This window comes from Pseudomonas putida, from assembly GCF_025905425.1.
Lineage (GTDB): Bacteria > Pseudomonadota > Gammaproteobacteria > Pseudomonadales > Pseudomonadaceae > Aquipseudomonas > Aquipseudomonas putida_AF.
In genome coordinates this window covers 210,789-233,368 of sequence record NZ_CP109603.1, presented here as the reverse complement: position 1 = coordinate 233,368, position 22,580 = coordinate 210,789, and the positions used below count along the sequence as shown (strand labels likewise).

The 22,580-nt window shown below is 62.9% G+C and carries 20 protein-coding genes; 11 read left to right on the top strand and 9 right to left on the bottom strand.

Going from position 1 to position 22,580, the window contains the following annotated elements; translation table 11 throughout:
* Positions 1-114: 114 nt before the first annotated feature.
* A complete protein-coding gene (locus OGV19_RS01090; RefSeq protein ID WP_264311736.1) occupies positions 115-699 on the bottom strand; it encodes an acyl carrier protein phosphodiesterase in 585 nt (194 codons plus the stop codon).
* A 152-nt stretch (positions 700-851) separates the two neighbouring features.
* On the opposite strand from OGV19_RS01090, the gene OGV19_RS01085 reads away from it, so the two are divergent.
* On the top strand, positions 852-1,154 hold the full coding sequence (locus OGV19_RS01085; RefSeq protein ID WP_264311735.1) for an ArsR/SmtB family transcription factor: 303 nt from the start codon (positions 852-854) through the stop codon (positions 1,152-1,154).
* A 12-nt stretch (positions 1,155-1,166) separates the two neighbouring features.
* Entirely contained in the window at positions 1,167-2,216 is a 1,050-nt protein-coding gene (locus tag OGV19_RS01080; protein WP_264311734.1) for an alkene reductase, read from the top strand.
* A gap of 47 nt (positions 2,217-2,263) precedes the next feature.
* On the opposite strand, the gene OGV19_RS01075 is transcribed toward OGV19_RS01080, so the two are convergent.
* The 3 genes from OGV19_RS01075 to OGV19_RS01065 all read right to left on the bottom strand — a co-directional run bounded on the left by OGV19_RS01075 (position 2,264) and on the right by OGV19_RS01065 (position 5,202).
* Entirely contained in the window at positions 2,264-3,178 is a 915-nt protein-coding gene (locus OGV19_RS01075) for an ATPase (protein ID WP_264311733.1), read from the bottom strand.
* Positions 3,179-3,257: 79 nt separating this feature from the next.
* On the bottom strand, positions 3,258-4,262 hold the full coding sequence (locus tag OGV19_RS01070) for an NAD-dependent epimerase/dehydratase family protein (RefSeq protein ID WP_264311732.1): 1,005 nt from the start codon (positions 4,260-4,262) through the stop codon (positions 3,258-3,260).
* Between the two features lie 49 nt (positions 4,263-4,311).
* A complete protein-coding gene (locus tag OGV19_RS01065) occupies positions 4,312-5,202 on the bottom strand; it encodes a LysR family transcriptional regulator ArgP (RefSeq protein ID WP_264311731.1) in 891 nt (296 codons plus the stop codon).
* A gap of 103 nt (positions 5,203-5,305) precedes the next feature.
* On the opposite strand from OGV19_RS01065, the gene OGV19_RS01060 reads away from it, so the two are divergent.
* The 9 genes from OGV19_RS01060 (at position 5,306) to OGV19_RS01020 (ending at position 18,799) form a co-directional block, all read left to right on the top strand.
* Positions 5,306-5,905, top strand: a complete 600-nt coding sequence (locus tag OGV19_RS01060; RefSeq protein ID WP_264311730.1) for a LysE/ArgO family amino acid transporter — start codon at positions 5,306-5,308, stop codon at positions 5,903-5,905.
* Positions 5,906-6,110: 205 nt separating this feature from the next.
* On the top strand, positions 6,111-6,707 hold the full coding sequence (locus OGV19_RS01055; RefSeq protein ID WP_095064204.1) for a superoxide dismutase: 597 nt from the start codon (positions 6,111-6,113) through the stop codon (positions 6,705-6,707).
* Positions 6,708-6,972: 265 nt separating this feature from the next.
* Positions 6,973-9,024: a putative bifunctional diguanylate cyclase/phosphodiesterase gene (locus OGV19_RS01050; RefSeq protein WP_264311729.1), complete on the top strand. Its 2,052-nt coding sequence runs from the start codon at positions 6,973-6,975 to the stop codon at positions 9,022-9,024.
* A 147-nt stretch (positions 9,025-9,171) separates the two neighbouring features.
* The gene (locus OGV19_RS01045) at positions 9,172-10,506 is read left to right on the top strand and encodes an imelysin family protein (protein WP_264311728.1); all 1,335 of its coding nucleotides are present in this window, start codon (positions 9,172-9,174) and stop codon (positions 10,504-10,506) included.
* A gap of 270 nt (positions 10,507-10,776) precedes the next feature.
* A complete protein-coding gene (locus OGV19_RS01040; RefSeq protein ID WP_264311727.1) occupies positions 10,777-12,204 on the top strand; it encodes a di-heme oxidoreductase family protein in 1,428 nt (475 codons plus the stop codon).
* A gap of 18 nt (positions 12,205-12,222) precedes the next feature.
* Positions 12,223-13,287, top strand: a complete 1,065-nt coding sequence (locus OGV19_RS01035; RefSeq protein ID WP_264311726.1) for an imelysin family protein — start codon at positions 12,223-12,225, stop codon at positions 13,285-13,287.
* Between the two features lie 2 nt (positions 13,288-13,289).
* Positions 13,290-14,387, top strand: coding sequence for a DUF1513 domain-containing protein (locus tag OGV19_RS01030; RefSeq protein WP_264311725.1), 1,098 nt, complete (start codon positions 13,290-13,292; stop codon positions 14,385-14,387).
* Between the two features lie 191 nt (positions 14,388-14,578).
* Positions 14,579-15,742, top strand: coding sequence for an efflux RND transporter periplasmic adaptor subunit (locus OGV19_RS01025; RefSeq protein ID WP_264311724.1), 1,164 nt, complete (start codon positions 14,579-14,581; stop codon positions 15,740-15,742).
* A 12-nt stretch (positions 15,743-15,754) separates the two neighbouring features.
* On the top strand, positions 15,755-18,799 hold the full coding sequence (locus tag OGV19_RS01020; RefSeq protein WP_264311723.1) for a multidrug efflux RND transporter permease subunit: 3,045 nt from the start codon (positions 15,755-15,757) through the stop codon (positions 18,797-18,799).
* 67 nt (positions 18,800-18,866) lie between these two features.
* On the opposite strand, the gene OGV19_RS01015 is transcribed toward OGV19_RS01020, so the two are convergent.
* The 5 genes from OGV19_RS01015 to colR all read right to left on the bottom strand — a co-directional run bounded on the left by OGV19_RS01015 (position 18,867) and on the right by colR (position 22,570).
* Positions 18,867-19,094, bottom strand: coding sequence for a hypothetical protein (locus OGV19_RS01015; RefSeq protein ID WP_264311722.1), 228 nt, complete (start codon positions 19,092-19,094; stop codon positions 18,867-18,869).
* Positions 19,091-19,792: a lipopolysaccharide kinase InaA family protein gene (locus tag OGV19_RS01010; protein WP_264311721.1), complete on the bottom strand. Its 702-nt coding sequence runs from the start codon at positions 19,790-19,792 to the stop codon at positions 19,091-19,093. The genes OGV19_RS01015 and OGV19_RS01010 overlap by 4 nt, the downstream gene beginning before the upstream one ends.
* 6 nt (positions 19,793-19,798) lie before the next feature.
* Positions 19,799-20,479 (bottom strand): class I SAM-dependent methyltransferase, encoded by a 681-nt coding sequence (locus OGV19_RS01005; RefSeq protein WP_264311720.1) that lies wholly within the window; start codon positions 20,477-20,479, stop codon positions 19,799-19,801.
* A gap of 107 nt (positions 20,480-20,586) precedes the next feature.
* Positions 20,587-21,897: a sensor histidine kinase gene (locus OGV19_RS01000; RefSeq protein ID WP_264311719.1), complete on the bottom strand. Its 1,311-nt coding sequence runs from the start codon at positions 21,895-21,897 to the stop codon at positions 20,587-20,589.
* Positions 21,887-22,570: a two-component system response regulator ColR gene (colR, locus tag OGV19_RS00995; RefSeq protein WP_003255215.1), complete on the bottom strand. Its 684-nt coding sequence runs from the start codon at positions 22,568-22,570 to the stop codon at positions 21,887-21,889. The genes OGV19_RS01000 and colR overlap by 11 nt, the downstream gene beginning before the upstream one ends.
* Positions 22,571-22,580: the final 10 nt, after the last annotated feature.

Sequence of the window (22,580 nt, the reverse complement as noted above, 5' to 3'; positions counted from 1 at the left end):
GGCCCTTTCGCGGGGCAAGCCCGCTCCCACAGATACTCCACTGGACTTGATGGCATGGAGTACCTGTGGGAGCGGGCTTGCCCCGCGAAAGGGCCGGCACCAACTACCGAAAACTCAACTGTCAGACACCCGCCCAGCCGCCGCAAACGCCTGCAACTGGGGATAAAACTCACGAAAATCCGCCATCAGCGGCTCATACAACCGCTCCAGCTCCCCCATCACACCGCTCATCCCCTCCGGCCGCGACAGCCGTCGCGCGATGCCGTTGAACACCTGCTCCAAGATCTCAAAATCGCCATACGCCCCCAGCCAGTCATCCGCCGCCATGAACGGCGCGATGCGCGCCAGACGCCCCGGCAACTCAGGCTCGGCCAGCAGCACCCGATAGAAATCGCCGGTGAACTGCAGCAACGGCTGCTCGGCATAGTCCGCCCAATGCCGGGCCAGGCAATGGTCGAAAAACACATCGAGGACGATGCCGGCAAAGCGCCGCCGCTGCGCGGGAAACCGGGCCAGCGCGGCCAGTACCAGGGGATGACGGTCGGTATAGCTGTCGATATGCCGGTGCAGGCGGATCGCCGCTTCCAGCGTTGGGGGAAAGCGCCCTTCCAGCGAGCCCTTGACGAAATCGCCATACAGGCTGCCGAGCAATTGCTGCGGCGCGGGGCCGCCCAGGTGCAAGTGTGCGAGGTAGTTCATGGCGCAAGTTTAGCACTGCCGCCCTTTATATCGTCATGACACGATATAACGATTAGTGCTCAGCTCAGCACCTCTTCATATTTGTATATCGCGAAATACCGATTTACATTTTGCCCTGTCGCGAGCTACCGCTTCACCACGAGCCCTACCCCATGCCCCTCGATCTGGACGAAATAATAAAAGCCCTGGCCCACCCGGTCCGGCGAGAAATCCTCGACTGGCTGAAGGACCCGGCTACGCAGTTTCCTGACCAGCACCACAGCACCGAACACGGTGTCTGTGCCGGGCAGATCGACCAACGCTGCGGCCTGTCGCAGTCGACCGTCTCCGCCCACCTGGCCATCTTGCAGCGCGCCGGCCTGATCAGCAGCCAGAAGATCGGCCAATGGCACTTCTTCAAACGCAATGAGGAGACCATTCAGGCCTTCCTCGCACAGTTGAGCCAAGCGCTCTGAAAAGGAAACCGCATGACTACGCTCTTCGATCCGATCACGCTGGGCGACCTGCAACTGCCCAACCGCATCATCATGGCCCCGCTGACCCGCTGCCGCGCCGATGAAGGCCGGGTGCCCAACGCGCTGATGGCCGAGTACTACGTGCAACGTGCCAGTGCCGGGCTGATCCTCAGCGAAGCGACTTCGGTGACGGCGATGGGGGTCGGCTACCCGGACACCCCTGGCATCTGGAACGATGAACAGGTACGTGGCTGGAACAACGTCACCAAGGCCGTGCACGGCGCCGGCGGGCGCATCTTCCTGCAACTGTGGCACGTTGGCCGCATCTCGCACCCCAGTTACCTGAACGGCGAACTGCCGGTGGCACCCAGCGCGATCCAACCCAAAGGCCATGTCAGCCTGGTGCGCCCGCTCAGCGACTACCCGACCCCGCGTGCGCTGGAAACCGAAGAGATCGTCGATGTCGTCGAGGCCTACCGCAGCGGTGCCGAAAACGCCAAGGCCGCAGGCTTCGATGGCGTGGAGATCCACGGTGCCAATGGCTACCTGCTCGACCAGTTCCTGCAGAGCAGCACCAACCAGCGCACCGACCGCTACGGTGGTTCACTGGAAAACCGCGCACGCTTGCTGCTGGAAGTAACCGACGCCGCCATTGAAGTGTGGGGGGCAAACCGCGTGGGCGTACACCTGGCGCCGCGCGCCGACTCACACGACATGGGCGACGCCGACCGGGCCGAGACCTTCACCTACGTGGCAGGCGAACTGGGCAAGCGCGGTATCGCCTTCATCTGCTCACGTGAAAAGGAAGCTGACGACAGCATCGGCCCGCTGATCAAGCAAGCGTTCGGCGGCCCTTACATTGTCAACGAGCGCTTCACCAAGGTCACTGCCAGTGCCGCGCTGGCCAATGGCCGGGCGGACGCCGTGGCGTTCGGTGTGCCGTTCATCGCCAACCCGGACCTGCCAGCACGCCTGGCGGCGGATGCGCCGTTGAACCAGGCACACCCGGAAACGTTCTATAGCAAGGGGCCGGTGGGGTATATCGACTACCCACGGATGTGATCGTGCAGGAGCAGCCTTGTGCTGCTCCTACCCGCTACACGGGGTATTCAAGGCCGCGCGTTGATCTGCTGCTGCAGGTTCTGGATCTGGCTCTGCAGCGTGTTGATGCTACGGGTCATCTGCCCACGGAACGCATCGAACTCCTGCACCGAAGCACCGCTCGACGACGCCGCAGCCGCCGGGCGATTGTCGATCTGGCTCTTCAACACCAGCATGTCCTGTTCCAGGCTCTGGATCGCCGCACTCGGGTTGCCCTGTTTCTTCAGCGCCGCTATATCGCTGCCCAGGCTCTTGAGTTGCCCATCGAGCTTGCCGCCATCGACCTGCGCTGCTTTCAAGGCTGCCACATCAGTGGTCAAGGTCTTGAACTGGGTATCCAGCGTGTTGAGCTGGGTATCCAGCTTGCTGAACTGGGTATCCAGTTTGCCGCCATCGACCTGGCCCGACTTCAACGCCGCCAGTTCGCCGTTCACCAATTTCAACTGCGCCTGCAATTGGGTCTGTAGCTCGGTCACGGCCTTTTGCTGTTCACGGGTATCGGCCAGCACCTGCTCCAGGCGCTTGCCCAGGTCGCCAGTCTGCCCGGCCACGCCTTTCTGCAACTGGCGTAGCTGCAGTTTCAGCTCCTCGCTACCCGTGGTCACGCTGGACTCGCTGGCCGCCACCTTGCCGCTGATCGCCTGCAGGCGCCCGGCTGCCTCTTCGCTGATGCGGGCAAAGCTTTCCTGGGTTGCGACCAGTTGCTGCTCCATCAGCGAGATCTGCTGGAAGCTCCACCAGCCCAGCCCCGCCAATGCAATGAACGAAGCCCCGAGCAACGCCCACAGCGGCGCCGTGCTGGTACCGCGAGCGGCTTTCTGGCGGCTGCGCACCACGTGCGCCGGCATCAGTTCGTCATCATCAACGGTGCCCGCCCGCAAGGTAGGCACGTCATCGTAGTCATTGTGAGCATGGTTACGCATGGATACATTCAACCGCGGTAGTCGCAAAGAGGCACGAGTATAAACCGCAAGCACGGCGCATTGATGACCATCATCATCTTCAGCCGATCTTCAGGCCTTCGGGCTGGTGCTTCCACCAGGCGCAGAACTCGTCCAGCGCCGTCCACAAGCTCACCTTGGGCTGATAGTCCAGGTATTGCCGGGCGCGGCTGATGTCCAGGGTGAAATCGCGGCTCATCACCTGCATGCCCAGGCGCGACAGGGTCGGCTGTGGCCGGCCCGGCCACAGCATGCAGGCGGCCTCGTTCAACGCGGCCATGCTGTAGGCAAGGCGGTAGGAGCGGTAGCGGGTAACCTGGGGCAGTTGCATCTGGCGCATCACGTAATTGACCACATCCCACAGCGGCAGCGGGTGGCCATTACTGATGTTGTAGGCTTGGCCAAGGGCGCGATCGTCGGCGAACAGGGCGCTGAGCAACGCTTCGTTGAGGTTGTGCACGCTGGTGAAATCGACCTTGTTCAGGCCGTTACCGATGATTGCCACGCGGCCCTTGCGTTGCATCTGCATCAGCCGTGGAAAAATACTGGCATCACCGGCCCCGGTGACGAAGCGCGGGCGCAGCGCCAGCACCTCAAGGCCGAATTCCTGGGCACCGAACACCTTCTGCTCGGCCAGGTGCTTGGTCAGTGCATAGTGATCATGGAAGCGGCGCGGCACCTGGTCTTCACGGATGTCCAGGCGCGAGCGGCCATTGAAGTAGATCGACGGCGACGACAAGTGCACCAGGCGCCGCACATGCTCCTTCAGGCAACCCTCGACCACGTTTTCAGTGACCACCACATTGCCCTGGTGAAAATCCTGGAAACGCCCCCAGTTGCCCACCGCGCCCGCGCAATGGACCACCGCATCGACACCTTGGCACAGGCGCCGGGCCAGCTCGGCATCCCCCAGGTCACCAGGGATGAACTGCGCGCCGCGCTTGACCAGGTGCTCGACACCTTCGGCACGTCGGCCGCTGACCCGTACGTCAAGGCCCTGCTCCAGGGCGAAGCGCGCAAAGCGCCCGCCGATGAAGCCGCTCGCGCCGGTGACCAGAATTCGCATGTAAGACTCCGCCTTGCCAGATTTCAGATGCAACTGACGCCAGCCGTGGCTACAAGGGCACCAGCCATTGCCGTGCCGTGTGCCGCAGGTGATCGGTCAATTGCGCGAGCAATTGCCCGCCATTGCGCCAATGATGCCAGTACAGCGGCACATCGATGGGAGTATCGGCGCATATTTCCACCAATTGCCCGCAGGACAGTTGTTCGCGGGCCTGCAACTCCGGCACCAGCCCCCAGCCCAGCCCGGCTTCAGTCATGCGCAGAAAACCTTCGGACGACGGGCACAGGTGGTGCAAGAAACCGTCCTCGATGCCCAGCGATGCCAGGTAGCGGTGTTGCAGGAAGTCGTCCGGGCCGTACACGATCGCCGGCGTACGCGCCAGGCGCTTGACCTCGAACCCCTGTGGGAAATGCCGCGCCATGAACAACGGGCTGGCCAGCGCCCGATACCGCATCGCCCCCAAGGGCAGGCTGCGCGCGCCGGCCACAGGCCGTTCGCTGCCACACAGGCAGGCTGCCACTTCACCCGCACGCATGCGTTTGAGGCCCACGTCCTGGTCTTCCACCACCAGGTCGGTCAACACCCGCTGTTCGGCGCAGAACGCCCCTACCGCACCCGCCCACCAGGTGGCCAGGCTGTCGGCGTTCAGGGCAATCCGCAAACGCTCCGGCATGCCCTCCTCGTCCAGCGCTGGCACCTGGCGTTGCAGGTCGCGCTCAAGCAGACGCACCTGCTGCACATGGTTGAGCAGCTGGCGCCCGACTTCAGTCGGGCTCGGTGGCGTGGCACGCACCAGCACGGGCTGGCCAACCCGCGCTTCGAGCAACTTGATGCGCTGGGAAATAGCAGATTGCGACAGCCCAAGCACCTGCGCCGCGCGCTCGAAGCCACCTTGTTCGATCACCGCCGCGAGGGCGGCCAGCAGCTTGTAGTCGAACATCGATTTTCCTAATGCCAGATCAGCTTTATTTGTTTTTCTTATACAGCGCGAGTCACCACAATAGCCAGCATCATTTATGGTCCTTTTTCTGGAGTACCCCGCCATGTGGCAAAGCTATCTGAACGGCATGCTGGTGGCCTTCGGCCTGATCATGGCCATTGGCGCACAGAACGCCTTTGTCCTCGCGCAAAGCCTGCGCCGCGAGCATCACCTGCCAGTGGCCGCACTGTGCATCGTCTGTGACGCCCTGCTGGTGGCTGCCGGGGTGTTCGGCCTGGCCACGGTGTTGGCCCATAACCCGACCCTGCTGGCCATCGCCCGCTGGGGCGGCGCGGTGTTTCTGCTCTGGTACGGCGCCAAGGCCTTGCGCAGCGCCTGTTCCAAACAGAGCCTGCAACATCAGCAAGGCCAGGGCATGCGCTCGCGCCGCGCGGTGCTGCTCAGTGCACTGGCGGTGACCTTGCTCAACCCCCATGTGTACCTCGACACCGTGCTCTTGATCGGCTCGCTCGGTGCCCAGCAGACGGTGCCTGGGGCCTACGTGGCGGGGGCGGCCAGTGCGTCGTTGCTGTGGTTCTCGACCTTGGCGATCGGCGCGGCCTGGCTGGCACCGTGGCTGGCACGGCCAGCGACCTGGCGGATGCTCGACCTGATGGTGGCGGTGATGATGTTCGCGGTGGCGGCGCAGCTGATCTTCAACTGACCGGGGGCGCTAACTGGCCATTGGTCGGCAGCGGCCAACCGCTCTGGAACCTCTATTCCCTATCTTTGTTGCGTGGTTATGCGCAAGTCCCGGTGCTATGATCCAGCCCTTGCGTCGCAAAGAGTACAAACTCGCCGACGCTTATCGGGCCGCCCGTGATCGGCCTTGCGCAAACCGCAAATAGACCTGAATCAGGAGATCCACCATGGCTTTTGAATTGCCGCCGCTGCCGTACGCCCACGATGCCCTGCAGCCGCACATCTCCAAGGAAACCCTGGAGTATCACCACGACAAGCACCACAACACCTATGTCGTGAACCTGAACAACCTGGTCCCAGGCACCGAATTCGAAGGCAAAACCCTGGAAGAGATCGTCAAGACCTCTTCGGGTGGCATCTTCAACAACGCCGCTCAAGTCTGGAACCACACCTTCTACTGGAACTGCCTGGCACCTAACGCCGGCGGCCAACCGACCGGTGCTTTGGCTGAAGCCATCAACGCCGCTTTCGGTTCCTTCGACAAGTTCAAGGAAGAGTTCACCAAGACTTCGGTTGGCACCTTCGGCTCTGGCTGGGGCTGGCTGGTCAAGAAAGCTGACGGTTCCCTGGCCCTGGCCAGCACCATCGGCGCCGGCAACCCGCTGACCAACGGCGACACCCCGCTGCTGACCTGCGACGTCTGGGAACACGCCTACTACATCGACTACCGCAACGTACGTCCGAAGTATGTCGAGGCGTTCTGGAACCTGGTCAACTGGGCATTCGTTGCCGAACAGTTCGAAGGCAACACGTTCAAGGCCTGATGCCTATTCAGCCTTGAATGAAAAACCCGGCCTTGGTGCCGGGTTTTTTTATGCCCCTTCAATGGCTCTTGCTCAGCCCGGAATGCGCGCTAACATCAAACCTCTGGAAAGTTGATGCAGCGCACTCAAGTTGCAGGGCCTGGCGACCGATATACTGCCAAGGACAACCCCGCCTCTCGCGCTGTGTCCGTGGCACACCGGCCGATAGTGTATTGGTTTCATTGATGGCAAAATGATGCCGCGCGCATGGATTAAGGAAACCCCATTGAAGCTGGAATTGCGGAACAGCTTGTCGGTCAAGTTGCTCAGGGTCGTGCTGCTGTCGGCGCTCGCGGTGGGCGTCGTGCTCAGTTGTGCGCAAATCGTTTACGACACCTACAAGACCCGCCAGGCTGTCAACAACGATGCCCAGCGCATCCTCGACATGTTCCGCGACCCTTCGACCCAGGCGGTGTACAGCCTTGACCGGGAGATGGGCATGCAGGTCATGGAAGGCCTGTTCCAGGATGAATCGGTGCGCATGGCGTCCATCGGTCACCCCAACGAAACCATGCTGGCCGAAAAATCCCGCCCGCTACAGGACATGTCCATGCGCTGGCTGACCGACCTGATCCTCGGCCAGGAACGCACCTACACCACCCAGCTGGTCGGCCGCGGCCCCTACAGCGAATACTACGGCGACCTGAGCATCACCCTCGACACCTCGTCGTATGGCGAAGACTTCCTGATCAACGCCGTGATCATCTTCATTTCCGGCGTGCTGCGTGCCCTGGCCATGGGCCTGGTGCTGTACCTGGTCTACCACTGGTTGTTGACCAAGCCCCTGTCGAAAATCATCGAGCATCTCACCCAGATCAACCCCGATCGCCCCAGCCAGCACCAGATCCCGCTGCTCAAGGGCCACGAGAAAAACGAACTGGGGCTGTGGGTCAACACCGCCAACCAGTTGCTGGCCTCCATCGAGCGCAATACCCACCTGCGCCACGAAGCCGAGAACAGCCTGCAACGCATGGCTCAGTACGACTTCCTCACCGGCCTGCCGAATCGCCAGCAACTGCAACAGCAACTGGACAAGATCCTCGTCGATGGCGGCCGCCTGCAACATCGCGTCGCGGTGCTGTGCGTGGGCCTGGACGATTTCAAAGGCATCAACGAGCAGTTCAGCTACCAGGTCGGTGACCAGTTGCTGCTGGCCCTGGCCGACCGCCTGCGCGCCCACAGTGGCCGCCTGGGGGCGTTGGCGCGTCTGGGGGGCGACCAGTTCGCCCTGGTCCAGGCCAATATCGAACAGCCCTACGAAGCTGCCGAACTGGCCCAGAGCATCCTCGACGACCTGGAAGTGCCGTTCGACCTCGACCACCATCAGATCCGCCTGCGCGCCACCATCGGTATCACCCTGTTCCCCGAAGACGGCGACAGCACCGAGAAGCTGCTGCAAAAAGCCGAACAGACCATGACCCTGGCCAAGGCCCGCTCGCGCAACCGCTACCAGTTCTACATCGCCAGCGTCGACAGCGAGATGCGTCGCCGCCGCGAGTTGGAAAAAGACCTGCGCGAAGCGCTGCCGCGCAATCAGCTGTACCTGGTGTATCAGCCGCAAATCAGCTACCGCGACCACCGCGTGGTCGGCGTCGAGGCCCTGCTGCGCTGGCAACACCCGGAGCTGGGCATGGTCCCGCCCGACCAGTTCATCCCGCTGGCCGAGCAGAACGGCAACATCATCACCATCGGCGAGTGGGTACTCGACCAGGCCTGCCGACAACTGCGCGAATGGCACGACCTGGGCTTCAGCGACCTGCGCATGGCGGTCAACCTGTCGACCGTGCAACTGCACCACAGCGAACTGCCCCGCGTGGTCAACAACCTGCTGCAGGCCTACCGCCTGCCGCCCCGCAGCCTGGAGCTGGAGGTGACCGAGACTGGCCTGATGGAAGACATCAGCACCGCTGCCCAGCACCTGCTCAGCTTGCGCCGCTCCGGGGCGCTGATCGCCATCGACGACTTCGGCACCGGCTATTCGTCACTCAGTTACCTGAAGTCGTTGCCGCTGGACAAGATCAAGATCGACAAGAGCTTCGTCCAGGACCTGCTCGACGACGATGACGACGCCACCATCGTCCGCGCCATCATCCAACTGGGTAAAAGCCTGGGCATGCAGGTGATCGCCGAGGGCGTGGAGACCGCCGAGCAGGAAACCTACATCATCGCCCAGGGTTGCCACGAGGGTCAGGGCTACCACTACAGCAAGCCGCTTTCGGCACGCGAACTGACCAGTTTCCTCAAGCAGGCACAGCGCAATCAGGTTTCCATGTTCTGACCCTGTCAGCCCTGGTTACAGGCGGTGACGGGCATTTACATGAATTGCGCGCTCGCCCCTTTACAGCAAATGCAAATCTTTCGCATGATGTTGCGGTTTCGCGTGCCACGGCGCACGGTCCAACCACACGACGCAGGGAAACCAACAATGATTCGAATGCCTCTGGCCTCCGCCAGTCTGCTGGCCATCGCCATCGCTCTCGCCGGTTGCGGCGAAAAGGATGACAAGGCCGCTGCTCCGCAAGCTCAGGCACCTGCTGCCGCCACCACCCCCGCCGCGGCGCCTGGGGCTGTCGATGAAGCGGCCGGCAAAGCCGTGGTCAAGCATTACGCCGAACTGGTCTACGCCGTGTACAGCGACTCGCTGAGCACCGCCAAGACCCTGCAGACTGCCGTCGACGCGTTCCTCGCCCAGCCCAACGACGAAACCCTGAAGGCCGCCAAGGAAGCCTGGTTCGCCTCGCGCGTTCCCTACCTGCAGAGCGAAGTCTTCCGCTTCGGCAACACCATCATCGACGACTGGGAAGGCCAAGTGAATGCCTGGCCCCTGGACGAAGGCCTGATCGACTACGTCGACAAGAGCTACGAGCACGCCCTGGGCAACCCGGCCGCCAACGCCAACATCATCGCCAACACCGAGATCCAGGTCGGCGAAGAGAAGGTCGACGTCAAGGACATCACCCCTGAGAAGCTGGCCAGCCTGAACGAGCTGGGCGGTTCCGAGGCCAACGTCGCCACCGGCTACCACGCCATCGAGTTCCTGCTCTGGGGCCAGGACCTGAACGGCACCGGCCCAGGTGCTGGCAACCGCCCTGCTTCCGACTACCTGGAAGGCAACGGCGCCACCGGCGGCCACAACGACCGCCGTCGCGCCTACCTGAAAGCGGTCACCGACCTGCTGGTCAAAGACCTCGAAGAGATGGTCGGCAACTGGGCACCGAATGTTGCCGACAACTACCGCGCCAAGCTGGAAGCCGAGTCGGTCAACGATGGCCTGCGCAAGATGCTGTTCGGCATGGGCAGCCTGTCGCTGGGCGAACTGGCGGGCGAGCGCATGAAAGTCTCGCTGGAAGCCAACTCGCCTGAAGACGAGCATGACTGCTTCAGCGACAACACCCACTACTCGCACTTCTACGACGCCAAGGGCATCCGCAACGTCTACCTGGGCGAATACACCCGCCCGGATGGCACCAAGCTGACCGGCCCGAGCCTGTCGTCGCTGGTGGCCAAGGTTGACCCGGCCACCGACGCCACCCTGAAGGCCGACCTGGAAGCCACCGAAGCGAAGATCCAGGTGATCGTCGACCACGCCCTGAAAGGCGAGCACTACGACCAGCTGATCGCCGCTGACAATACTGCCGGCAACCAGATCGTGCGTGATGCCATCGCCTCGCTGGTCAAGCAGACCGGTGCGATCGAGCAGGCCGCAGGCAAGCTGGGCATTGCCAACCTGAACCCGGATACTGCGGATCACGAGTTCTGATTCGGCTGTAGCGGTTCTGAAAAGGCGGCCTTCGGGTCGCCTTTTTGTTTTGTGCTGTCTGTGCCGGCCTCTTCGCGGGGCAAGCCCGCTCCCACAACCTCCTCGGTTTTGAGAGCAATGCAAACCTGTGGGGGCGGGCTTGCCCCGCGAAGAGGCCAGCACAGGCAAGCTGACACGGATTTCATCCAGCAATTGCAAATTGCTCTTATTCAAACACCCCCACTTTGCTAAGCTTGCACGCCGGTTTTTCGCTCACGCCCAGGATCCTTGATGTCCTCGTCGCTGTTCCGACTCTCTCCCCTGCTGCTGGCCTTTGCCCTCGCCGCCTGTGACGACGCCCCGCGTTTTACTCAGGCCGAGCCCGGCGAAGCGCTGTCGGGTGGCAAGGCGACTGTCCAGCGCAGTGATCGCAATGCCTATTCCCTGCCCTCGGCCAACCTCTCGCCCGAGCGGCGCCTGGACTTCGCCGTCGGCAACAGTTTCTTCCGCAACCCGTGGGTGATCGCCCCGTCCACCACCACCGCGCGTGATGGGCTCGGCCCGCTGTTCAACACCAATGCCTGCCAGAACTGCCACGTACGCGATGGCCGAGGCCATCCACCCGAGCTCGATGACAGCAACGCGGTGTCGATGCTGGTACGCCTGTCGATCCCCGACCAGCCTTACCTGGCCAAGGTGGTCGAGCGCCTGGGCGTGGTCCCCGAGCCGGTGTACGGCACCCAGTTGCAGGACATGGCAATCCCCGGCGTGGCACCGGAGGGCAAGGTGCGCGTGACCTACGCCAACCAAGCCGTCACCTTCAAGGACGGCCATCAGGTCGAGCTGCGCCGCCCAAGCTTGCAGATCACCCAGCTGGGCTACGGCGCAATGCACCCTGATACCCGCTTCTCGGCCCGTGTGGCACCGCCGATGATCGGCCTTGGCCTGCTCGAAGCCATCCCTGAAGCCGACCTCCTGGCCAACGAAGACCCGGACGACCGCAACCACGACGGCATCCGCGGTCGGGCCAACCGGGTCTGGGACGACGCCCAGGGCAAGACCGTGGTTGGCCGTTTCGGCTGGAAAGCCGGGCAACCCAACGTCAACCAGCAGAACGTCCATGCGTTTGCCGGCGACATGGGCCTGACCACCACCTTGCAACCCAAGGATGACTGCACCGCAGCGCAAGTCGACTGCCTGGCCGCGCCCAATGGCGATGGCAACGGGGGCGAAAAGGAAGTCAGCGACAACATTCTGCGCCTGGTGACCTTCTACACCCGCAACCTGGGCGTGCCTGCCCGCCGCGAGGTGGGTTCACCCCAGGTGCTGGCAGGCAAGAACCTGTTCTTCCAGGCCGGCTGCCAGGGCTGTCATACCCCGCAGTTCACCACCGCCACAAACGCGGCCGAACCCGAGCTGGCCGGCCAGGTAATCCGCCCCTACAGCGACCTGCTGTTGCATGACATGGGGCCGGGCCTGGCCGATGAGCGCACCGAATTTGCGGCCAATGGCCAGGACTGGCGCACCCCGCCGCTGTGGGGTATCGGCCTGAGCGAAACGGTCAGTGGCCACAGCCAGTTCCTGCACGACGGCCGCGCCCGCAACCTGCTCGAAGCTGTGCTCTGGCACGGTGGCGAAGCCCAAGCGGCGCGCGATTTCGTGCTCACCTTCAATGCCGAGCAGCGCGCCGCGTTGCTGGCTTTCCTGAACTCACTTTAAACGCGCAAGGAGCCGGGCATGTTCCGACCCAAACTGTTGTTCACCAGCCTCGCCGCACTCGCCCTCGGCGCCTGCTCGCCGCAGGACCCGCAAGCCGTGACCTCCGCCGCCATCGCCAAGCAGGTGATCCTGCCGACCTACAGCCGCTGGGTCGAAGCCGACCGCCAACTGGCCGTCAGCGCCCTGGCCTATTGCGAAGGCAAGGCCAGCCTGGACACCGCCCGCGCCGACTTCCTCATGGCGCAGAAAGCCTGGGCCGAGCTGCAACCGTTGCTGGTCGGCCCGCTGGCCGAAGGCAACCGTGCCTGGCAGGTACAGTTCTGGCCTGACAAGAAGAACCTGGTCGGCCGCCAGGTCGAGCAACTGGTCAACGGCGACAAGCCCGTCGACGCCGCTGCCCTGGGCAAGGCCAGCGTCGTGGTGCGCGGCCTGTCGGCTTACGAGTACATCCTCTTCGACAGCAAGCCGGACGTTGCCACGGCTGAGCAGAAAGCCCGCTACTGCCCACTGCTGGTGGCCATCGCCGAGCACCAGAAGGCCCTGGCCGAAGAGATCCTCAAGGGCTGGAACAGCACCGACGGCATGCTCTCGCAGATGACCAAGTTCCCCAACCAGCGCTACGCCGATTCCCACGAGGCCATCGCCGACCTGCTGCGCGCTCAAGTCACCGCGCTCGATACCCTGAAGAAGAAACTCGGTGCCCCCATGGGCCGCCAGAGCAAGGGCATCGCCCAGCCGCTGCAGGCCGAAGCCTGGCGCAGCCACTCGTCGCTCAAGAGCCTGGAGGCCAGCCTCAAGGCTGCCCAAGCGGTCTGGGTCGGGGTCGACAACCAGGGCCTGCGTGGCCTGCTGGGCAGCGACCAGAAGGCCTTGGCGGACAAGATCGACGACGCCTACGCCAGCGCTGTCAAACTGCTCGCCGACAACCAGAAGACCCTGGGCGAACTGCTGGCCGACGACGCTGGCAAGCAGACCCTCAACCAGATCTACGACAGCCTCAACGTCGTCCATCGCCTGCACGAAGGCGAGCTGGCCAAAGCGTTGAACATCCAGCTGGGCTTCAATGCCAACGACGGTGACTGATCATGCTGCGACGCCAGGCCCTCAAACTCGGTAGCGTACTGCTCAGCGCCCTCACCCTGGGCGGCTGGAGCCTGTTCCGCAACAAAGGCAGCGAACCTCTGCTGCTCTCGGCGCGTGACGACGGCGATGGCAAGCATTACGCCGTCGGGTTCCGCCTGGACGGCACCCAGGTGTTCAGCACCCAGGTTGCCCAGCGTTGCCATGCCATCATCAACCACCCCGAGCTGCCGATCGCCCTGTTCGTCGCCCGCCGCCCAGGTACCGAAAGCTACCTGGTCGACCTGCGCGACGGGCGGCTGCTGCAAACCGTGGTCTCGCAGCCCAACCGCCACTTCTATGGCCATGCGGTCATCCACAAGGGCGGCGAGTGGCTGTACGCCACCGAGAACGACACCACCGAACCTGGGCGTGGCGTGCTGGGTGTCTACCGTTTCGAAGGCGAGCGCCTGGTGCACAGCGGCGAGCTTTCGACCCACGGTATCGGCCCGCACGAAGTGGCCTGGCTGCCGGATGGGGAAACCCTGGTGGTGGCCAACGGTGGCATTCGCACCGAGGCCGAAAGCCGCGTGGAGATGAACCTCGACGCCATGCAACCGAGCCTGGTGCTGATGCAGCGCGACGGCACCTTGCTGAGCAAGGAAACCCTCGCCCAGCAGATGAACAGCGTGCGTCACCTGGCCATCGGCGACGACGGCACCATCGCCGCCTGCCAGCAGTTCATGGGCGACGCCGACGAAACCGCCGAGCTGCTGGCCATCAAGCGCCCAGGCGAGCCGTTCAAGGCCTTCCCGGTGCCAGAGCGGCAGTTGCAGGCCATGGCCCAGTACACCGCCAGCGTTGCCATTCACAGCGACCTGCGGCTGGTGGCGCTGACCGCGCCACGGGCCAACCGGTTGTTCGTCTGGGACCTGGACAGTGGCGCGGTGAAGCTGGATGCGCCGATGCCCGACTGCGCAGGCGTAGGTGCGGTGAAGGATGGCTTTGTCGTAACTTCTGGCCAGGGGCGTTGCCGCTTTTATGACTGCCGCAAGGCCGAGCTGATCGGCCAGCCGATGGACCTGCCCTCCGGGTTCTGGGACAACCACCTGCACCTGGCCTGATTATCACCGGCCTTGTAGGAGCGGCCTTGCGTCGCGAAAGGCCGCTCCTACAGGGACCGCGTATAACTAGCGGTTCAATTCCTTTCCCCACTTACAAAAAACAGTCAATACTTCCCCCATCCACACGTGGGCAGGATCGCCCGTTGTCGTGTCAATACGAATAACAACCACGCATCCAAGGAACCGGACCTATGCTGCGCCGCCGCATGCTCATCATGTTGGCCGTCGTTCTGCTGATCGTGTTGGCACTGGGGGGCTACAAGGCCTTCTCGATATACCAGCAGATCCAGGTGTTCGCTGCCCCCAAACCGCCCATCACCGTGTCGGCGGCACTGGCCGAAGAACGCCAGTGGCAAGCGCGCCTGCCCGCCGTCGGCAGCCTCAAGGCCCTGCAAGGTGTCGAGCTGAGCCTTGAAGTCGAAGGCATCGTCAAAAGCCTGCACTTCGACTCCGGGCAGAAGGTCAAGGCCGGGCAACTGCTGCTGCAACTCAACGACGACCAGGAAACCGCCCTGCTCGGCACCGCCCAGGCCGACCTGGGCCTGGCCAAGGTCGATTTCGGCCGTGGCAGCCAGCTGGTCGGCGACTCGGCCATTTCCCGCGGCGAGTACGATCGCCTCACCGCCCAATACCGGCGCAATCAGGCAGTAGTCGATCAGCTCAAGGCCTCGAAGACCAAGAAAAGCATCAGTGCCCCCTTCAGTGGCACCATCGGTATTCGCCAGGTCGATGTCGGCGATTACCTGGCAGCCGGCACGGTGATCGCCACCCTGCAAGACCTGTCCAGCCTCTACGTCGATTTCAATGTGCCCGAACAGGCCCTGCCCCACCTGAGCCTGGGCCAGCAAGTGCTGGTCCAGGTCGCCGCCTACCCTGGCCAGACCTTCCCCGCCAGCCTCAGCGCCATCAACCCCAAGGTCGAGGAAAGCACCCGCAACCTGCTGGCCCGCGCCACCCTGGCCAACCCTGACGGCAAGCTGCTGCCGGGCATGTTCGCCAACCTGCTGATCCTCTTGCCCGCTCCACAGCCGCGCGTGGTGGTCCCGGAAAGCGCCATTACCTACACCCTCTATGGCAACTCGGTGTATGTCGCCACCGCCAAAAAGGACAAGGATGGCAACCCGGAAAAAACCGACGACGGCCAACCGCAGCTCATCGCCGAACAGCGCACCGTGCAGACCGGCGAGCGCCGCGACGGCGTGGTGGTGGTCAGCAAGGGCCTGAAGGCTGGCGAGCAAGTGGTCACCGCCGGCCAACTCAAGCTCACCCCCGGCGCGGCGATCCGCATCGGCCAGGACAAGGCGCTCACGCCTGATCAAGGCACACCTGATCAAAGCACCCCGCACAACGACTGACAGGAGGCAGGCATGGCGTTCACCGACCCGTTCATCCGTCGCCCGGTCCTGGCCACCGTCGTCAGCCTGCTGATTCTGCTGCTGGGCTTTCAGGCCTGGAGCAAACTGCAGATCCGCCAATACCCGCAGATGGAAAACGCCCTGATCACGGTGACCACCGCGTACCCTGGCGCCAACGCCGAAACCATCCAGGGTTACATCACCCAGCCGTTGCAGCAGAGCCTGGCAAGCGCCGAAGGCATCGACTACATGACCTCGGTGAGCCGCCAGAACTTCTCGATCATCTCCATCTATGCGCGCATCGGCGCCGACAGCGACCGTTTGTTCACCGAATTGCTGGCCAAGGCCAACGAGGTGCGCAACAAGCTGCCGCAAGATTCCGAAGACCCGGTGCTAAGCAAGGAGGCGGCCGATGCCTCGGCGCTGATGTACATCAGCTTCTACAGCAAGGAGATGAGCAACCCGCAAATCACCGACTACCTGTCACGGGTCATCCAGCCCAAGCTTGCCACCCTGCCAGGCATGGCCGAAGCGGAGATTCTCGGCAACCAGGTGTTTGCCATGCGCATCTGGATCGACCCGGTGAAACTGGCCGGCTACGGCCTCTCGGCAACTGACGTGACCAACGCCGTGCGCCGCTACAACTTCCTCTCTGCCGCCGGTGAGGTGAAGGGCGAGTACGTGGTCACCAGCATCAACGCCAGCACCGAGCTCAAGTCCGCCGAGGCGTTCGCCGCCCTGCCGGTCAAGACCAGCGGCGACAGCCGGGTGCTGTTGGGCGATGTGGCACGGGTGGAGATGGGCGCTGAAAACTACGACACGGTCAGCTCGTTCGACGGCATTCCCTCCGTCTACATCGGCATCAAGGCCACACCGGCCGCCAACCCGCTGGAGGTGATCAAGGAAGTCCGGCGCATCATGCCGGAGCTTGAGAGCCAGCTGCCCTCGGCACTGAAGGTGTCGATTGCCTACGACGCCACGCTGTTTATCCAGGCCTCCATCGACGAGGTAATCAAGACCCTCGGCGAAGCGGTGCTGATTGTCATCGTGGTGGTGTTCCTGTTCCTCGGCGCCTTGCGCTCGGTACTGATTCCGGTGGTGACCATCCCGTTGTCGATGATCGGCGTGCTGTTCTTCATGCAGATGATGGGCTACTCGCTGAACTTGCTGACCCTGCTGGCGATGGTGCTGGCCATCGGCCTGGTGGTGGACGACGCCATCGTCGTGGTGGAGAACATCCACCGGCACATGGAGGAAGGCAAGACGCCTTTCGATGCGGCGCTGGAAGGTGCCCGGGAAATCGCCATGCCGGTGGTGTCGATGACCATCACCCTGGCTGCCGTGTACGCCCCTATCGGCTTCCTTACCGGGCTCACAGGTGCGCTGTTCAAGGAGTTCGCGCTGACCCTGGCCGGTGCGGTGATCATCTCTGGCATCGTCGCCCTGACCCTTTCACCGATGATGTGCGCGCTGCTGCTGCGCCAGGAACAGAACCCCACGGGCCTTGCCCATCGCCTCGACGTGCTGTTCGAGGGCCTCAAGGTGCGCTACCAGCGCCTGCTACACGCCACCCTGGAAAGCCGGCCAGTGGTGCTGGTGTTCGCGGTGATCATCCTGTGCCTGATCCCGGTGCTGCTCAAGTTCACCCAGAACGAGCTGGCGCCCAACGAGGACCAAGGGGTGATCTTCATGATGAGCAGCTCGCCGCAAACAGCCAACCTCGACTACCTCAATGCCTACACCGACCAGTTCACCCCCCTGTTCAAAACCTTCCCCGAGTACTACTCGTCGTTTCAGATCAACGGTTTCAACGGTGTGCAGAGCGGCATCGGCGGCTTCTTGCTCAAGCCCTGGAACGCACGCGAGCGTACGCAGATGGAACTGCTCCCGCTGGTGCAGGCCAAGCTCGAAGAAATCGGCGGCCTGCAGATCTTCGGTTTCAACCTGCCGTCGTTGCCCGGCACCGGCGAGGGCCTGCCGTTCCAGTTCGTGATCAATACCGCAGGGGATTATCCGGCGTTGCTGGACGTGGCCCAACGTATCAAGGCACGCGCCCAGGAATCGGGCAAGTTCGCCTTCCTCGACATCGACCTGGCTTTCGACAAACCTGAGGTGGTGGTCGATATCGACCGGGCCAAAGCGGCGCAGATGGGGGTCTCGATGGACGCCCTGGGCGGCACCCTGGCGACCTTGCTGGGCGAGGGGGAAATCAACCGTTTCACCCTGGAGGGCCGCAGCTACAAGGTGATTGCCCAGGTCGAGCGGCCTTACCGCGACAACCCCGGCTGGCTCAACAACTACTACGTGAAGAACGACCAGGGCCAACTGTTGCCGCTGTCCACCCTGATCACCCTCAGCGACCGCGCCCGTCCGCGCCAGCTCAACCAGTTCCAGCAGTTGAACGCGGCGATCATCCAGGGCGTGCCCATGGTCAGCCTTGGCGAGGCCTTGCAGACCGTGCAGGACATCGCCCGTGAAGAGGCCCCGGAAGGCTTCGCCTTCGATTATGCCGGCGTGGCACGCCAGTACGTCCAGGAAGGCAGCGCGCTGTGGGTGACCTTCGGCCTGGCGCTGGCGATCATCTTCCTGGTGCTGGCAGCGCAATTCGAGAGCTTCCGCGACCCACTGGTGATTCTGGTGACGGTGCCGCTGTCGATCTGCGGTGCGCTGTTGCCGCTGTTTCTGGGTATCTCCAGCATGAACATCTATACCCAGGTGGGGCTGGTGACACTGATCGGGCTGATCAGCAAGCACGGCATTCTGATCGTCGAGTTCGCCAACCAGTTGCGCGAAGAGAAAGGCCTGAATGTGCGTGAGGCGATCGAGCAAGCAGCCGCCATTCGCCTGCGGCCGGTGCTGATGACCACGGCGGCGATGGTGTTTGGCATGGTGCCGTTGATCCTGGCGACCGGCGCAGGCGCGGTGAGCCGGTTCGATATCGGTACGGTGATTGCGACCGGGATGTCGATCGGGACGCTGTTTACCTTGTTCGTACTGCCTTGTATCTACACCTTGCTGGCGCACAAGACGGTGGCCAGGGAAACGTCGACTGCCTGAACCAGCCATACAAGAAAGCCAGAGGCCCCGCCATGCAGGGCCTCTGGCTTTTCCACTCAATCAGGGCTCAGCCGAACGGCCGCAACCCCTGACGCATGCCGAACAGGAACAGCAACAGGTCCTGATCCGGCTTGGCCTGTTCTTGCTGCTTTGCCACCCGTGGCAATGCGCACTGGTCCGCCAACTCAGCCTTGCTGAACACCATCGGCTTCGGCTCTTCCCAGGCAGCCACCGCCACGGTGGTCACGGCCAACCCGGCCACCAGGAACAAAGCTCGAGCGATTTCTAGTTTCATTGCCCTAACCCTTTGACAACGCTGCCAAACGCCATCTGGTAAAAGTAGAGCAATGTCTGCCACTCCGCGTCATTGAACGACGAGTGGCGGCGCAACTGACGCAGGTCGTTACCTGCCGCTCGCTGGCAACTGATGCGCCGCCGACACTTCTCCAGGTCCAGCAGGGCGACTTCGACCCGGGCCTGTTCGCCCTCGCCGATGACCTTGATGAAGACATGCTTGCCATACAGGCAACCGTGCTGCCAATGCCCCAAGTGCATGCGCGCCAGGTTATCGGCCAGGTCCTTGAGCATGCGCTCATGCACCACCTGTGGATAACGCTCGCGGGCACCTTCGGCATGCCAGGTGTCGAGTTCGACAAAGCCATCCAGCGCTTCGCTGACCAGCAGCGCCCGCCATTGATGGTCGGCATCGCGCTCGGCACCACAAAAGACGATGCGCGGTACACGCACACCCAATTGCTCGAAGCTGTTGAGCGCATCGAGTTCACGCAATACGGTCGGCCGGCCAAAGGGGTGGAGCAGGCTGCGGTAGATGTGCCCGACCTGGCGCTTGGCATACAACAGCTTGCCGCTGGCGTCATTGAGGCGCTGCACGCCACTCTCGCCGCCACGCCGCTGGTTGGGTTCCTCAACCCATTCACCCTGCTGGCGCCAGTAAAAATCGAACCGCGACTCCCCATTCTGGGCTACAGCCATCAAACACTACCCCTTGCGCAATACATAGACTCGCCACATGGCATAGAACGGCAGGAAGTCCAAGCGTTCCTGAATTCTGAAACCGGCTGCCTTGAATTCTTCTTCGACCGTGTCTGCTGGTAACACGAAACGGTTCTGGTAATTGTCCTGTTCAGACTTGGCGCTACGGCGCTGCTCGAGCTTTTTCCGTCGCCAGGCTTTGAAGTTGCCATCCACCCACAACGACAGGATCACACTATCACGGCTAACTCGTTGAAATTCCGAAAGAATAGTCTTTCTGTGGGCGGCTTCGCCAATGTGGTGAAACAATCGCATGCAGAAAATGCTGTCTACCGAGTTGTCCGGCAAATCGATGTCGAACGCAGACGTCTGCAAGGGACGTACCCGTGCAACCACCTCTGGCGGTTGCGCGGCACAGGCTGTCTCGATCATCGCCTCGGAGTTGTCGGCACCGATGATCACCCGATTGGGTTTTTCCGCCAGCAGCGGCCAGAAGCGACCGGCACCGCAAGGCAGGTCCAGCACCAGGCCGGGCTCACCGGCCAAGGCCAGTGCGCGACGTGCCAGCTGCTCGTCACGTTTATGGGAAAGGCGTCGGGCCAGGCCATCCTGATGCTTGAGAAAATACTCACGCGCGTGGTCTTTGTCGTATTTCTCGGAAAATTCAAGCTTGATGGGGCTACGCATTGGGCATCTCCTGACTCCAGTGCGCTCACCTTAGGTAACCAAGCGTTGGAATCAGGTCATGCCAATGTGAAAAAAGTGTTAGCTCTTTCGATAGGTATTACAAATCATTACTCGACAAGCGCCGAAGGGTCAGCCTTCTCCACACTTTTGCTGAGGTCCACCTGGAAGCGGCAGCCGTGCGGCAAGGTCGATGTCAGGGTGACACGCCACCCCTGATCGTCACAGATACGCTGCACCAGCGACAGCCCCAGGCCCAGCCCTTCGCCGCGCCGTTCGTCACCGCGCACGAACGGTTTGAACATCGCCTCGCGCTGCTCCTCGGGGATGCCCACACCACTGTCCTCAACACTGAACCCATTCGCTTCAAGGCTCAGGCGAATGTAACCGCTGTCGGTGTAGTGCGCGGCATTGCGCAGCAGGTTGCCCATCACCGATTGCAGGAAGGTGGCGTTGTACAGCACCGGGCTTGCACTGACGCGCCCATCGAAATAAAGGGTCAGCCCCTTCTGCTCGATGGTATCGCGCCAGACGCCGGTGAGTTCGTCGGCAACCTCGCGCAAGGTCGCCTGCGAGGCCACCGCACCCTCGTCGCGCTGGGCACGGGCGAGCATCAGGAAGGTCTTGACCAGCTCGCGCATTTCTTCAGTAGCCCGAGCAACACGCTCGACCTGGCTACGCGCACGCGGGTCCAGGGTCTGGTTTTCCATCAGCAGCTCGCACGAGGTGGCCAGCACCATCAACGGGGTGCGCAGTTCGTGGCTGACGTCGCTGGTGAACAACCGCTCACGGGTCAAGGCATCGCGCAGGCGGCCCAGGGTATCGTCGAAGGCTACCGCCAACTGGCCCACTTCGTCCGCCGCGTAATCGGGTGCCAACGGCGGTGCCAGGCCGAGCAACTGGTCGCGATGGCGTACCTGACGCGCCAGGCGGATCACCGGTGCCATCACCCTGCGCGCCACCAGCCAGCCAAGGATGACGGCCAGTACCAGGCTGAGCACAAAGCCCACGACGACAACCGCGAACAGCACGCGCTCGCGCTCTTCGAAATCGCTCTGGTCCTGCAGCAGCACGTAACGGCGACCGTCAACGATCTCGACCATCGCGTGGTACGACAGCTGGTCGCGAAACACTTCATGGAAACCGCTGTTGAGATGGCGCAAGTCTTTGGGCAACTCGAAATCGTCACGCCCACCACTGAAGTAGAACAGCTGGTCAGGGCGCGGCCGATGGCTCCAGTCGCTCACGCTGTCCATGCGCAGCAGGCGTTGCAGATCGCCGCCCAGCACCGTGGAAATCAGCCGCTCTTCAACCAGGTGCACGGTGGCGACAATGCCGAAGGCGAAGGCGCCGGCGACCAGCGCGCTCATCAACGCAAAGGCGATGATGATGCGCTGGGCAAGGCTTTGCTTAAACTCCATCGCGGCCCTCGGCGAGGCGATAGCCGACGCCATGGACGGTATGCAGCAGCGGTTTTTCGAACGGTTTGTCGATCACCTGGCGCAGCTGGTGCACATGGCTGCGCAGGCTGTCGCTGTCAGGGCAGTCGTCGCCCCACAGGGCCTCTTCCAGTACCTCGCGACGCAGTACGTGCGGGCTTTTCTGCATCAGCACGGCAAGCAGCTTGAGGCCGACCGGGTTGAGCTTGAGCAGGCGCCCCTGACGCGTGACCTCCAGGGTATCGAGGTCGTAGCTCAGGTCGGCGACCTGCAAGGTGCGACGGCCACCGCCCTGGGCGCGGCGCAGCACCGCTTCGATACGGGCGGCCAGCTCTGACAGTGCAAAAGGCTTGAGCAGGTAATCGTCGGCCCCGGAGCGGAAGCCTTGCAGGCGGTCGTCCAGTTGATCGCGAGCGGTCAGCATGATCACCGGAGTGTCACGCCGAGCGTCTTCGCGCAGGCGTTTGCACAAGGTATAGCCATCGATGCCGGGCAACATGATGTCGAGCACGATCAGGTCGTAATGCTCGGTGGCGGCCAGGTGCAAGCCCGACAGGCCGTCCTGGGCGCAATCGACGGTGTAGCCTTTCATGCCCAGGTAATCGGCCAGGTTGGCAAGGATATCGCGGTTGTCTTCAACCAATAGAATGCGCATCGGGGTCTCC

What these genes read in the sequence shown, in the direction of transcription:
- OGV19_RS01090 (WP_264311736.1), bottom strand. Translation starts at nt 699, where the DNA reads ATGAACTACCTCGCACACTTGCACCTGGGCGGCCCCGCGCCGCAGCAA.
- OGV19_RS01085 (WP_264311735.1), top strand. Translation starts at nt 852, where the DNA reads ATGCCCCTCGATCTGGACGAAATAATAAAAGCCCTGGCCCACCCGGTC.
- OGV19_RS01080 (WP_264311734.1), top strand. Translation starts at nt 1,167, where the DNA reads ATGACTACGCTCTTCGATCCGATCACGCTGGGCGACCTGCAACTGCCC.
- OGV19_RS01075 (WP_264311733.1), bottom strand. Translation starts at nt 3,178, where the DNA reads ATGCGTAACCATGCTCACAATGACTACGATGACGTGCCTACCTTGCGG.
- OGV19_RS01070 (WP_264311732.1), bottom strand. Translation starts at nt 4,262, where the DNA reads ATGCGAATTCTGGTCACCGGCGCGAGCGGCTTCATCGGCGGGCGCTTT.
- OGV19_RS01065 (WP_264311731.1), bottom strand. Translation starts at nt 5,202, where the DNA reads ATGTTCGACTACAAGCTGCTGGCCGCCCTCGCGGCGGTGATCGAACAA.
- OGV19_RS01060 (WP_264311730.1), top strand. Translation starts at nt 5,306, where the DNA reads ATGTGGCAAAGCTATCTGAACGGCATGCTGGTGGCCTTCGGCCTGATC.
- OGV19_RS01055 (WP_095064204.1), top strand. Translation starts at nt 6,111, where the DNA reads ATGGCTTTTGAATTGCCGCCGCTGCCGTACGCCCACGATGCCCTGCAG.
- OGV19_RS01045 (WP_264311728.1), top strand. Translation starts at nt 9,172, where the DNA reads ATGATTCGAATGCCTCTGGCCTCCGCCAGTCTGCTGGCCATCGCCATC.
- OGV19_RS01040 (WP_264311727.1), top strand. Translation starts at nt 10,777, where the DNA reads ATGTCCTCGTCGCTGTTCCGACTCTCTCCCCTGCTGCTGGCCTTTGCC.
- OGV19_RS01035 (WP_264311726.1), top strand. Translation starts at nt 12,223, where the DNA reads ATGTTCCGACCCAAACTGTTGTTCACCAGCCTCGCCGCACTCGCCCTC.
- OGV19_RS01030 (WP_264311725.1), top strand. Translation starts at nt 13,290, where the DNA reads ATGCTGCGACGCCAGGCCCTCAAACTCGGTAGCGTACTGCTCAGCGCC.
- OGV19_RS01025 (WP_264311724.1), top strand. Translation starts at nt 14,579, where the DNA reads ATGCTGCGCCGCCGCATGCTCATCATGTTGGCCGTCGTTCTGCTGATC.
- OGV19_RS01020 (WP_264311723.1), top strand. Translation starts at nt 15,755, where the DNA reads ATGGCGTTCACCGACCCGTTCATCCGTCGCCCGGTCCTGGCCACCGTC.
- OGV19_RS01015 (WP_264311722.1), bottom strand. Translation starts at nt 19,094, where the DNA reads ATGAAACTAGAAATCGCTCGAGCTTTGTTCCTGGTGGCCGGGTTGGCC.
- OGV19_RS01010 (WP_264311721.1), bottom strand. Translation starts at nt 19,792, where the DNA reads ATGGCTGTAGCCCAGAATGGGGAGTCGCGGTTCGATTTTTACTGGCGC.
- OGV19_RS01005 (WP_264311720.1), bottom strand. Translation starts at nt 20,479, where the DNA reads ATGCGTAGCCCCATCAAGCTTGAATTTTCCGAGAAATACGACAAAGAC.
- OGV19_RS01000 (WP_264311719.1), bottom strand. Translation starts at nt 21,897, where the DNA reads ATGGAGTTTAAGCAAAGCCTTGCCCAGCGCATCATCATCGCCTTTGCG.
- colR (WP_003255215.1), bottom strand. Translation starts at nt 22,570, where the DNA reads ATGCGCATTCTATTGGTTGAAGACAACCGCGATATCCTTGCCAACCTG.